Origin of the sequence: Paenibacillus sp. FSL H3-0329 (assembly GCF_037963285.1) — a bacterium.
Taxonomy (GTDB): domain Bacteria; phylum Bacillota; class Bacilli; order Paenibacillales; family Paenibacillaceae; genus Paenibacillus_AQ; species Paenibacillus_AQ odorifer.
The window spans coordinates 2,135,214-2,147,724 of the sequence record NZ_CP150150.1 but is presented as its reverse complement, the minus strand read 5'-3'; the positions used below and the strand labels follow the sequence as shown (position 1 = coordinate 2,147,724).

Below are 12,511 nucleotides of genomic sequence, written 5' to 3'. Positions count from 1 at the left end.
TTACACTTTTTCTTTATCAAAGTCGTAGCCTAACTCTCTTAGTACGCAATAATCTTTAAACAAACTCTCAGTGTTTTCTTTAACTTTATTGCAGATACTTAATTTTTTGGCAGCAGAAAACTCACTGATATCATCGGCGGCCATTGCACAAGAAGTGCAATATCTAAAGGCCCAGCACTCTTTGCATTCTTTCTCCGTTATTGTTCCAATGTTTAGTATGTTCCGGATATTATCCAATTCAAAGCCTGTATCTATATGCCCAATCCTCATTACACTAGATGCTTCACTAACTCTTTCACAGGGATACAGAGCACCGTCAGCATTCACAAACAATCGTTGTACTCCTGGAACACACGGTCCGGAATGATGGTCTTTTTTTACATCATAGAAAGAGATTCTAAGCCTGTTATGGACATTCTCCTGGATTTGATCAAAGCTTTCCATCACCAGCTTGGATACATCATTTTTCTTAAGCCTATCAAATTTATAAAGAAATAATTTGAAAACTTCGTAATTATACATCTTGATAAAACTGTCATTGATTAAGGACTCACTTTTTTTGTAGCTACTTGCTATATCACTTGCCATAACAGCAAAGTCTTTTACGGTCTCATAGTTTGAAAAAAAGTTTGTGGAACAGCTAAAATCTGAATTTGGATCAATTACTGCATTGAACATCACTTTATCAACATAGTCTGGTGTTTTGTTTTTGATATTTTCAATATTATCCATAATAGTCTGAAAACTGCCTTTATTATTTACCGCAAAAACTCGGTTTCTATCATGCGCGACTTCATCGCCGTCCAGGCTGATCGTTAAATTAAAATCATTAGAAGATAAGAACTCTAAGGTTTCGTCGGTAATTAAAGTTGCGTTTGTAGTAAGGTTAAACGTTAGTTCTTTGCCCGCACTTTGTTCTCTGGCATAAGCAACACAAGCTTTTATTAAGTCCATTTCCAGTAAGGGCTCTCCTCCATAAAATCCAATATTAATAATTGGAGAATCTACGGAGTGCTCAATCAAAAACTTAATTGCTTTCAAAGCAACCTCTTTTTTCATTCTCTTATTGGTATGTACTCTGTGTAAGTAGCTCCCTGAATACGCGCAATAGCTGCATCTTAAATTACAGTTTTGCGTGACCTGCAAAGTTATCGAGCCAACGCTTCTGCTTAAATTGTGCTGCAAAGAGTCGCTCATGGGATGAATCATCTCAAAATCCTGTTTCTCCGCCAAAAAACCGGAATCAAATAAGTTTTGAATCTCCGGTTCCACTTGTTCAAAGTTTGAATTTCTATAGTTCAACAAAGCCTGATAAGATCTTTCATTTAATTTAAGAAATGTATTTGCATTCGCATCGAACATATATTTTCCCGTTACCGTGTCAAATAAATGAAATACTGGCACCTGAACTCCCCCCACTCTAAAAGTGAAGCAGGACAGCTTTTTTAATAAAGCCATTTAGCCATCCTGCTCTTAGCTATACTTAAGATTGCACTTACTACCCGATTCCAATAGCAGTCATCTTCATGGAGTTACCAGTATAGGTTACTTGTTTCATGGCTGCTTTGTTTGATCCGCTGGCATTGCATGTACATGCATAACAAGGACATGCACTGCAAGCTGCATATGCCTCCAACGTTTCATAATTTGCATTTGTTCTTTTTACAAGTTGTTTCATATGCCTATTCCTCCTTTCAAATCGTATTTATCTAAATATCAATATTTGATATTTAAATCACTCGAAGGGTAAACCCATTAAACGAATTGATGCTGTTGTGTGATGAGCCGATACCTTTCATTTGTATAAGACAACTTCTCATGAAGTCCAATAGCGGAGACCTGGCCTTTTTCTAAAAAGATTACTCTATCCACATGCTTCAGAATTTCCGGCCTATGACTGACTATAATCACTGTATTGTTACTGAGTGCTGTATCTAATAGATGGTTGATGGCTTGTTCAGAGTGAAGATCAAGGTTGGAGGTCGCTTCATCAAAAATCACCATAGGCCTGCTTTTTACTAATGCTCTGGCTATCGCGATTTTTTGTTTTTGTCCACCGGACAACTTGTTCCCATTAGAACCTACGACATAATCCTCAAACCGGCTTGTATCCTTCTCTAATAATTGGGTAGCCTCAATAGCCTGTCTATACTGCTCCTCATGGTTTTCACTGTAAAGTTTTATGTTATTTTCGATGGTTGTGTCAAAAAGATATATCTCTTGACTAACAGTCGAAATTAATTCCCGATATTCATTCAAATTAATAGCCTTAATATCCACTCCGTCAAATAAAATTTTTCCTGCAAGTGGTTCGTAAAACCTCTGGATTAAATTTAGGATTGTAGACTTCCCCGAACCATTCATTCCTACAATGGCCACTTTCTCATGGCTGCCAATCGTGAAATTCACATTTGACAAGATCAGTTCAGTATCATAAGCAAAGCTTACATTTTCAAACTGAATGCTCCCAAAAGGGTTGAGTCGCTTCATACCAATGTTGGCGGATTCTACATCACAAGCTTCGATTTCTTCCTCGAGCAATGAATAATACCTTCGGGCAGAAGGCATTATTCCCGACAATAAGTATCCAATATTCAACATCGATGAGATAGGAGTGGTCACATAAGCGCTATAGGTAATAAATGCAAATATACTTCCTACCGAAAGCTTTGAATCTAATATCATCGTCGATCCAGAAGCATATATTAGAAGAACTAGTCCTCCAATTAGAAATCTCTCCACAGTAATCCGCCAATTATCCAATAAACTGATTCCCATATGGGAGGTTATTACTTGATTCTGCTTGTCTGCAAATTCTTTTTCTTTGAAAATGAATAAATTAAAAAGCCTTGTTTCCTTCACACCATTCAAGCTATCCTCAAACCAATGCGAATATTCTCCATCCTTCGTGATGTATTTTTCCGCAAGAGACTTTCTTTTTTTAGCAAACGATTTCAAAATTAAATATTCTATAGGGATTAAAATAAGCACAATAAGTGTAAGTTCCCAACTTATGATAAAAAGTCCAATAACTCCTCCTACCAAACTAAAACACTGACTAACAATAAAAAGCATGCTACCATCCGTTATTTGCGAAATATTCGATATATCGGTGCTAACGCGATTTAAAATTTCACTGCAGTTTTTATCAGTGAAATATTTCACTTTCACTTTCATAAGTCGATCAAATGCAGCTTTATGCAAGGAGTAGATAATATTTGAAGCTATTTTTATTCTTCGTTTTTCTTTGAGCAAATCTAAAAAGCTACTGAACATAGACAAAAGAAAGATGTAGATTGCCGTTAAAATAATGGTTCTAACATCTGATTTCATAAATCCTTCATCAATAATAATTTTGTTGAACATCGGCAAAATGGAACTAATCAAAGTAGAAAATATTAAGAGCAGAAAAATAATACATAAATTCTTTTTATGCGCTTTAAATAATCCGATAAGTTTTTCAAGGGTATCCTTATCATTCATAGAATATATCCTCTTCTACTTTCAAGCTTTGGTTTGACATTGATAACGCTATCAATATATCATATAAAAGAATATTTGGGGTAATTTGGTAGCTAATGGTTGGAATAGGAGGCTGAATGACGTTTCGTGTCAGGTTTTGGTATCTCTGAAGATTAACAAATTTAATTATGGGGGGGATGGCTTTGTTACGCATAGCCGTATGCGATGACGAGAAAAAGGAACACGATTTGCTAAAGGAATATCTCCCAAGACTTATGAAAAGCACGGCTTACTCTTTCGAGACTCAATATTTTACCTCCGGTGAGGAATTGCTTCACTATTATAATCAACAGAGTAGTTATCCTTTTCATATACTTCTAATGGATATTGAACTGAGAGGATTAAATGGAATCGAGGTTGCAAAAAAAATCCGTGCACTTCCGGATCGGGAGGTTCAAATTATATTCTTGACAAACTATCCGCAGTACGTAATGAGCAGCTTTGATGTGCAACCCTACCATTATTTGATTAAACCAGTAAACTATGAGTGTTTTGAGGCAAAGATAATAAAGCTATGTAACTATATCATTTCTTCTGTAAATAGGTTTCTAATGATTAAAACTGAAGATGGACATATGGTGATCAAAAATTCTGACATTATTGCGATTGTTAAAATCAAACATTCCTTGGCTAAAAACCGACTAAAGATCATTACCTCTACGCAGCATTACATAATTCCAGGTACAATTTCAGAATATATAAGTAAACTAAACCGTCCATTTATGCTTATTCATCGTTCCGTTATTGTTAATCTGGAACATGTCCATAAGTTTACAGCTACTTCCGTAGTCATGCACAATCAAGAGCAGTTTCCTATTGGCCGTACTCAGGCAAAAGAGGTTAAAGAAGCCTACGCCTATTATATGATTGCACAATTCAAAGAACGAGGATGACTCTTTATCTATCAATGGTCATCATGATGTTGCTTATTCTGCTAATCAGAGAAACCATCCTTTTATTCGGTAAAATTAATGAAAACACCAAACTGACTAAAGAAAATCTGCAATTACATAAACAGATGGATTATCAACACATCAGCTATGAAAAAACCACACATTCCCTTACAAGCATCAAACAAGTTATCCATGATACGAACAAGCATTTGGTATATGTCCGGAATTGTATTCAGAACAATGAGATTCAGGAATCTATCCATCATATCAATTCAATGCTCGGTCAAATTCATCAGCCTTCTCTCAAACTATCAACAGGTAATTTGGTAATTGATTCTTTAATTGGCAACGCGCTAAATATTGCTTGTGAACACAAAATTGCTATTAAGTATGATATTCATATACACGCCGAAGCTATTGATATTGATCGGTTTGACTTATGTACCGTGATCGGGAATGTGCTGGATAATGCTCTAAACGCCGCTGCAAGAGTTCCAAAAAAAGAAGATAGATTTATTCAGCTGCTAATTTTCACTACCGATACTTCATTGTTTATCCAAGTCACCAACTCACGGAACAATTCTAGCACTATAGTGCAGCATAATTTTAAAGAGAATCCCGCTTTTCACGGATTCGGCTTAACAAATATTCAAAGTGTCACCGAAAAATACGGAGGTCATCTAGTTACTAACGCTCAAAATAATGAATTCGAAACAATCATTGTACTACCTTTTCTAAACATACTTTCAGCAGCTAAGCCAAACCTGACCGAATTAGAAAGGCAGTGAAAAAAACTATTTCCCTAGCAAGTACAGCGGCCGCTCCCCAACAGCAGACTGAAGGGGAGCAGGCCCGCCGCAAGCTTTACGAAGTAATCTCAAACAATCTCGCTGTTTTTCCTGGTGGGAGTGCCACCGTCAAAACCCCTGCCGATTGATCCCAATTCCAAGTTGAACTATGCTGCTGAGGATAGGCACAGGCGATCACTGGTTCAAATCCCTTCAGCTCTTCTATCGGCAATTGGACATTTGCAGCTTCTCCGTCAATCCGCCATACCGCGACATACCGTCGTTCGCCGCGCCGCAGGCCAAGGCTGACCCATTCGCCCTCACTGTCCGGCAGGCCGAGCGGCCAGAAAGGTGTGGCGTGTGGGATATCACTGCGAATGGTTTTGTAATAATCCAGCGCTTCTTTAACTAGACTTCTGCGGTGAGGTTCAAGCTCCGCCAAATGACCGCTCTGGTGTACACGAAGCAACAGCGCATTAACCATATTGAAGATGACTTCCTCATCGTCACCCTCGCGCAGCGGATAAGACCAAACTGCGGACTGCTCCGGTGTCAGTGCTGCCGGAGAACCTGCGGCAATGGCCGCATACTGTACATAATCCTCCTGGTCGCTAGTAGACTGGATGCTGTGTCGGCTGAGCATCGCATAATCCATGCGCATTCCCCCGCTGGAACAGTTCTCGATGACAAGGTTCGGATAACGAACAAAGATGCTGTCCAACCAAGCCAGATAAGCGCGGTTATGCTGTAGCAACCCATCTCCGAAGCTGTCCGCATCCGTTTCTGTCCCAATGCCTGCATTGATGTTGTAATCCATTTTAATGTATCCTACACCGTACTGCTTAACCAGACGCGCAATAACACCGTTTGCATGATCAATGACTTTCGGGTTGCGGTAATCTAGCTGATAGCGGCTACGGTCCTTAACCCTTTTACCATGCCGCATGAAAAACCAGCTGTCATCAGTCTCCGCAAGCTTCGGGCTGTTGATGCCCATAACCTCCAGCTCAAGCCATAGTCCGGGAATCATCCCTTTGCTGCGGATATAGTCGAGCACATATTTAATCCCTTCCGGAAACCGATCGCTGGAAGGCTCCCACTGGCCTACGCCATCCCACCACTCTCCGGGTGCATACCAGCCAGCATCAATACAGAAATATTCACAACCTACTTCTGCGGCAGCATCAATTAAAGGCAGTAGTTTCTCAGTCGTTGGGCTTCCCCATAAGCAATTCATATAGTCATTAAAAATAATCCGCAGCAGCTCATTATCCTCATTAGGTCTGCGGATCATCCGGCGATATACCGTAAGCTGTTCTGCCGCGCCCTGAAATCCTCCCTGCACAGCACCTACAGCTGCTGGCACCGAAGTAAACTCTTCACCGGGAGCTAGGTTCAGCCACCAATGGTTGTCATGTTCTGTAGGTCCGCTGACCAGCAGTGTAAGCTGATCGTATTGATCCGTCAGCTCCCAATGCCAAGAGCCGTTATGCTCAATCTGCCAGAACAAGCTTGTCCCGCTCTCCTTATTATGCAAAACCGCCATCGGTAGAAGTTCCGCTGCTGACCAAGAGCCTGTATTGCTTGCGGCAATTCGTTTGGAGCCACGGTCTGCCAAATGATACATCCCAAGCTCAGGCAGGCGGTAGGTCCGCCACTGAAGTTCACTCTGCCATCCACTGTGGGCAAGGGTTACTTCAATCTTATCATTGCGCTCCCCGCTCCCCTCTTTGTCTACACCTGTAAGAGCAAAGGAGGAGATGTATTCCACTGCCACCTCAGCTTCTCCAGCATTCTTTAGCACTGTCCAGCTTCGAACGATTTGCACGCCCTTGTAGAACTGAAAATGCTGCACTGCCTGGATTCCTGTAATCGGATCAGCCAAGCTAAGCTCCAATTTACGCCCGAGTGCATTCACTGTATCGCTGTGTCCCACATATACCATCCGAAGACCCGGAAAGGATGCTCGGTGTGTGCGCCCGTGATATTCGGCGCGGTCTTCGCCCGATAATTGCAGCTCCAGCAGCCGGAAGCCTTGCTTGTTCTTATCCGCTATGGCTGCTTCCAAAGGTGCCGCGCCAAAATGCAATAGCCGAACATCTTGATCTTCCGTAACTTCAATCGTAAGATATAGTCCATTTTCAATGATTTCAATCATTTTGCTATTCACAATAATGTACCTCCTGACTTTGTCTCAGTATCTTCTTATGATTATATAACATATAAAAAAGGGACGGTTCTCCAGTAAGTGAATCTTACCTTGGAGCCCGCCCCCTGATCTCAACCTAGTTATTCTGCCGATCCGAATTGAATCCAAGCTTTTTGAATTTCATCGATGGCTTGATCCTTAGTTTTGCTTCCGCCGATGTAAGCCTGCATGAGCTCACCAAATTTTTGGTGGAAGGTATCCAGAGAGTAGTTCACGGACAGGTCGCCGGATTTCTCTGTTTTGAGGATCTCTTCCATTTCTTTTGGCATTTGCAGGTCAGGCATTGGAGCATCCTTAATTGGAGGAATAACCTTAGCTACTGTAGAGAACCAGTTCTTACCGTATTCAGAAGTATACAGCCAGTTGAAGAATTCAATAGTCTCACCAGCTACAGCAGAATCCTTATTGATACGCAGGGCCTGATCCGCACCAGTAATGATCTGGGACTGTTCAGCCTTGTCGCTGACTGGGTAACCCATAATGCCCAGGTCGAAGTCAGGTGTGATTTTCTTAATGGCTTCTTCATCCCATGCGCCTTTACCAGTCATGAACGCTGTTTTGCCGGATGCAAAGTCGCTGACTTCAGCATTGCTGTCCCGTTCAAGCGGTTTGTCTGTGCCATGTTTAACAGTGGTATCAACGAAGCTGAAGAAGTTATTGTACAGCACCGGGTGATCCTTGATCGTGGTTTTTCCGGCAATAAAATCATTTACTAGTGTCTTAGCATCCGTACCTGCATCTTGGGCTGCCGCATCTACGAAGTGTTGGAAGATGTGTTTCCATACCCACCACTCTTTATAGGCGTTGGCAAAAGGAGTAATGCCTTTAGCTTCAAGCTTAGTAATCGCATCGTCCATTTGGGCTGTTGTCTTAGGAACTTCCGTAATCCCAGCATCAGCCAACAGTTTCTTATTGTACATCAGGACAAATAGATTCCCTTTTACCGGAAGACCGAGCACTTTACCGTCCGTAGAACTCATGTTAGAACGCACTGCATCGGTCATCGCCGCAGCCAGTGGCTCATTAGTTAGGTCAGCACTATACTCCGCAAAGGTATCAATATCTCCACCCGCTGTGGTCTGGAATACGTCAGGTGTACTTCCCGCAGCAATCTTCGATTTGAGCACCGTATTGTAGTCAGCCTGCATAATCTCCAGATTAATCGTCACATTCGGTTTAACTTTCTTGTACTCGGCAATATAAGCGTTAAAAGCATCAGTGTACTCGGGTGATGCGGTGAACATATTAATCGTGACCGGCTTGCCAGAATCTGTGGCAGGAGTATTCCCTGTTCCGCTATTGTCAGCGGCATTGTTGTTTCCGCCGCAACCCGCCAGTAATCCGCCGACGAGCAGCAGACTCGCAGATAAAGCCATAAATCTTTTTAACATGATGTTGCCCCCTTTTCCTCATGCATCTAGTGGTCTTGAGACAATTCTAAAGAAAAAGAAAAAGGATAAGAATGTACATAAGTGAACTTATTAGGGTAAAAAAGTGTGTTCATGTAACCGCTTCACTCATCCCCGTTCAATAGCAGAACCCGATATTCAGAAGGTGAACAGTCATAATAATTCCGGAACGCCTTGCTGAAATAATTATTGTCCTTGTACCCCAACATCTCGGAAATGTCTTGGATTTTCAAGTCGGGGGTGGATAGCAGCTCCTTTGCCTTGTCCATTCTTACCTTTTGTACATACTCATGTATGCCATAACCATATTGCCCCTTAAAAAGTTTCATCAAGTATTCTCTGCTCAGGAAATATTTATCCGTGAACATCGATATTTTAATATTCTCAAAATAGTGATTATCAATGTATGCTTTAATATTTTCCAATACGCTGGGGCGATTGCCAGCAAGGCTTTTGCTGATTTCATTGCCATAGCAATCTAGAATCCCGCTCAGCACCCGCTCAAATTCGCCAAAGGAAGCAAAATCGCTCCCGATGCCTAGCCCACGCAATCCTTTATCTTTACCGCCACGGATACGTTCGGGGATTGCATCCAGCTCCGTCGCAATATCGTTCAGTAAAATAATAAATTCCTCTATCTGCCGGTCAGCCTCGCCCAGATTAAAACGTCCGGAAGCCTCCCATTTCTTCGTGAATTCGCTTAAAATACTTTTGGCATGATTGATGTTCCCGCTCTCCAGTGCGTTGCGAATCAAGGGCATACGTCCCGTCAAGGAAGGATTATCTTTCCCCTGGGAAGTATCGTTGCTGCTATTTGTGACAATCGCTCCCTTCAGCGTCAGGAGGTCAATCCCGTCGAGAGAGGCTTTGGCAGTCTCATAGGATTGAGCAAGCGCCATGATGTCACCATAGGGCTGTCCAATTCCTCCGGCAACAACAATTCCGAATAGCTCTTTCAGCGTCGAGACTAACTTCTTCATATGATGTAAAGAGCGGAAAGTTGCGTCCTCCTCATAGCCGCCTTTCATCGTGAAGATGGCGATAAACTCGCGTTCTCCCTTATGGCTGGCGAAGCTGAAGGCCTGAAAATGCTCATCGCTATTCTCATTAATCACATTTGTGACGGCAAAATGCAGCAAATCCCGGTCCTCATGGAAGCGATTACGACGCACTTGTTCCAAATTGAGCACCCGCAGTACACCCGCAGCAAAATAGTTTCCGGCCGTATCCGCGCCGATCAACGGCAGAAAAGCCTCGTTGGACTGATTTTTGAAGCTGCGCTCAATGATCGACAGATAGATTTTCTCCTTTAGCTTCGGCAGAGACATGTTGAGCGTAATGTTCCTGTTGATGAACTCACTTTCTTTCTTGCGTTTGGCCTCCAGCACATCTATAGCTTTACGCAAGGCCGCATTCAAATCCGCCCGGTTGACCGGCTTCAGTAAATAATCAACTACCTTAGAACGGATAGCCTGGCGGGTATATTCAAAATCATTGTAGCCGCTGATTACAATCGTCAGCAGTTCCGGGAACTCCTTCTCCACGATCTGCAGCAGCTCACTTCCGTTCAGCTCCGGCATCTTCATGTCAACCAGTACAAGGTCGATCTTTTGCTCACGCAGCATGGCTAGACCCATATTTCCATCCGTAGCCTCCAGTACCTGATCGACACCTAGTCCTTTCCAGTCTCCCAGGATGTTGATCGCCTCACGCAACGGTTCCTCATCATCTATAATCAGTACTTTATACATGGTTAATCCCTCCCCGCGGTAACCGCATGTCCATCTTTGTTCCGCCAGCATCACTGGTAATGGCCAAACCCGCAGCCTCACCATACAAAAGCTTCAGCCGCGTGTTCAAATTTTTCAGTCCAATGCTTTCCGTGTCACTTTCGGCAGCGTTTTCTCCGCCCTGATCCTCCCACTGGATTTGAAGAGAATTTCTCACTTGCTCCAGCCGCTCCCCGCTAAAACCCGGCCCATCATCCGTCACTGAAATAACAGTATGGCTGGGCGTCACATGCGCTTCAATAGTAATTGTGATCGTTGTGGATACTTTTTCCAGCGCATGCTTGATGCAATTTTCTACCAAGGTCTGAATGGACAGCTTCGGAATTTCCAGCTCTAGCAAATGGTCTTCCCACTGGTAGGCCACCTGCATTCTGTTTCCGAAACGGGCCTTCTGCAGCGCTAAATAACGTTCAATATGCTTTAATTCCTCTCTGGCATGGACCACATCTTTACCGCTAATGCAGTATCTCAACGTCATAGCAAGATTATCGACCATATCGACAATATCATCATTGTTGTTTTTCAGCGCCTTGGTGGAAATGGCTTGCAGGGCATTATATAAGAAATGCGGATTGATCTCAGCTTCCAGTGCTTTGAGTACAGCATTTTTCTCGACAATTTTCATTTTGTACCGTTCATTGATCAGCTCATTCGTCTTTTCCACCATCTTATTGAAGTGGCGAGACAGATAGGCAATTTCATCCTTTCCCTCAACCTGTGCTTCAGCGTCAAAGCTGCCTGTACTGAACCGCTTCATCTGCAGCGACAGATTCTTTAGCGGGCTCGTTATTTTGTTCGAAATAAAGCTGACCAAGATGACCGAAACGATTAAAAATAACAGTCCTATGAAATAGTTCAATTTGCGTGTTGTCGTGGCCGCTTCATAAATTTCTTTGTAGGGAATCGGCTTAATCAGCTTCCAGCCTTCTTTTTTGCTGATGTCATAAATCACTAGATACTTCTCTTCTTTATCCGACCACGTCACGCGTCCTCCTGAGGCTGGTGTCAGCTCCTTAAGCAGTCCCTCTTGTTCGCCCTGTTGATAAAACCCGGGGTCATCCACCACAAAAGGTTCATTATCGGGACTGACGTACATTAGGTGCTGCCCTTTACTGAAGGGAATATCCTTCATAATCTCGTCCGTAACCGAGGAGTTGAAATAAAGGGAGAGCACCGCCTGTGGCTCTCTGGAAACTATGGAGCGCAGCAATCGATGGTAGCCCATGAAGCTTTTATCCTTATTTATAGGGTAGTCGGAGCTATTGATCATCGAGGATTGGTTTTTTACAAAAGACTGGTAAGAACGGTTAAACGGGCTGGCCAGCGCTTTTTTATACCAGGAAAGATTCTCAATCGACGGATGCTCGGCGACCCGCACGGTAATATTGTAGTTCTCTTTGGTGACATAATAATACTTGTGCTCCTTGATCACATACAGGTAGATAGCTTCCAGATCATTGCGGGAGAAGTACAGGTTCTTCAAGTAGTCCTCCACATACATCTTCGAGGCATAATCCTCCGATTCATGCAAAATCGCATAGGTGATCTCGTCATACGATATTTGCGGCAGGGATAATTGCTCGATGCCGTCCAAATAACTCTCCAGATTCCGGCCGACAAGCAACAGATTGTTGCTCGTACTGGCGATGCTGTTATCCACCGATTCTTTTCGCAGCATGCCGTATGAAATGAACGTCAGTGAGGTCACCACCAAAACAATGATGATTGTAAACAGCAAAATAAGCTTGTTCGCCAACCTGCGTGAGACAAGCTCCAGCACGGGTTCAAACCGCTTTATGATCCATTTTTTAATAATGACCGGCAACCTCCCCCACGATTTACAGGCTTAATTATAAATATTTCAGTTCACCTTTTTACCCCTAACTGTACTCTTAAATCC

General features: G+C 42.7%; 9 protein-coding genes. 2 read left to right on the top strand and 7 right to left on the bottom strand.

The window, feature by feature from the left end:
• The 3 genes from ccpM to NSQ66_RS09165 form a co-directional block, all read right to left on the bottom strand.
• Positions 1-1,458 carry a Cys-rich peptide radical SAM maturase CcpM gene (ccpM, locus tag NSQ66_RS09175; protein WP_212592198.1) on the bottom strand — a complete coding sequence of 486 codons (1,458 nt, stop codon included), beginning with the start codon at positions 1,456-1,458 and terminating at the stop codon, positions 1-3.
• Positions 1,459-1,498: 40 nt separating this feature from the next.
• Positions 1,499-1,678 (bottom strand): CLI_3235 family bacteriocin precursor, encoded by a 180-nt coding sequence (locus NSQ66_RS09170; protein WP_036684027.1) that lies wholly within the window; start codon positions 1,676-1,678, stop codon positions 1,499-1,501.
• Positions 1,679-1,755: 77 nt separating this feature from the next.
• Complete coding sequence (locus tag NSQ66_RS09165) at positions 1,756-3,483, bottom strand: ABC transporter ATP-binding protein (RefSeq protein ID WP_036684028.1); 1,728 nt, start codon at positions 3,481-3,483, stop codon at positions 1,756-1,758.
• Positions 3,484-3,659: 176 nt separating this feature from the next.
• On the opposite strand from NSQ66_RS09165, the gene NSQ66_RS09160 reads away from it, so the two are divergent.
• Together NSQ66_RS09160 and NSQ66_RS09155 are read left to right on the top strand one after the other, a co-directional pair.
• Positions 3,660-4,415, top strand: a complete 756-nt coding sequence (locus NSQ66_RS09160) for a LytTR family DNA-binding domain-containing protein (RefSeq protein WP_179089046.1) — start codon at positions 3,660-3,662, stop codon at positions 4,413-4,415.
• 23 nt (positions 4,416-4,438) lie between these two features.
• Positions 4,439-5,203, top strand: coding sequence for a GHKL domain-containing protein (locus NSQ66_RS09155; protein ID WP_169744752.1), 765 nt, complete (start codon positions 4,439-4,441; stop codon positions 5,201-5,203).
• Between the two features lie 76 nt (positions 5,204-5,279).
• Here NSQ66_RS09155 and NSQ66_RS09150 read toward each other — a convergent pair whose 3' ends face one another.
• From NSQ66_RS09150 to NSQ66_RS09135, 4 genes are all read right to left on the bottom strand, one after another.
• Positions 5,280-7,361 carry a glycoside hydrolase family 36 protein gene (locus NSQ66_RS09150; protein ID WP_076315809.1) on the bottom strand — a complete coding sequence of 694 codons (2,082 nt, stop codon included), beginning with the start codon at positions 7,359-7,361 and terminating at the stop codon, positions 5,280-5,282.
• A gap of 131 nt (positions 7,362-7,492) precedes the next feature.
• Positions 7,493-8,803, bottom strand: coding sequence for an extracellular solute-binding protein (locus NSQ66_RS09145; protein WP_036684033.1), 1,311 nt, complete (start codon positions 8,801-8,803; stop codon positions 7,493-7,495).
• Positions 8,804-8,925: 122 nt separating this feature from the next.
• Positions 8,926-10,572, bottom strand: a complete 1,647-nt coding sequence (locus NSQ66_RS09140; protein WP_076140848.1) for a response regulator — start codon at positions 10,570-10,572, stop codon at positions 8,926-8,928.
• A complete protein-coding gene (locus tag NSQ66_RS09135) occupies positions 10,565-12,427 on the bottom strand; it encodes a histidine kinase (RefSeq protein ID WP_076140973.1) in 1,863 nt (620 codons plus the stop codon). The genes NSQ66_RS09140 and NSQ66_RS09135 overlap by 8 nt, the downstream gene beginning before the upstream one ends.
• Positions 12,428-12,511: the final 84 nt, after the last annotated feature.

Coding starts and splice junctions, on each gene's coding strand:
- ccpM (WP_212592198.1), bottom strand. CDS start 1,458: ATGGCTTTATTAAAAAAGCTGTCCTGCTTCACTTTTAGAGTGGGGGGA.
- NSQ66_RS09160 (WP_179089046.1), top strand. CDS start 3,660: ATGGCTTTGTTACGCATAGCCGTATGCGATGACGAGAAAAAGGAACAC.
- NSQ66_RS09170 (WP_036684027.1), bottom strand. CDS start 1,678: ATGAAACAACTTGTAAAAAGAACAAATGCAAATTATGAAACGTTGGAG.
- NSQ66_RS09155 (WP_169744752.1), top strand. CDS start 4,439: ATGATGTTGCTTATTCTGCTAATCAGAGAAACCATCCTTTTATTCGGT.
- NSQ66_RS09140 (WP_076140848.1), bottom strand. CDS start 10,572: ATGTATAAAGTACTGATTATAGATGATGAGGAACCGTTGCGTGAGGCG.
- NSQ66_RS09165 (WP_036684028.1), bottom strand. CDS start 3,483: ATGAATGATAAGGATACCCTTGAAAAACTTATCGGATTATTTAAAGCG.
- NSQ66_RS09145 (WP_036684033.1), bottom strand. CDS start 8,803: ATGTTAAAAAGATTTATGGCTTTATCTGCGAGTCTGCTGCTCGTCGGC.
- NSQ66_RS09150 (WP_076315809.1), bottom strand. CDS start 7,361: ATGATTGAAATCATTGAAAATGGACTATATCTTACGATTGAAGTTACG.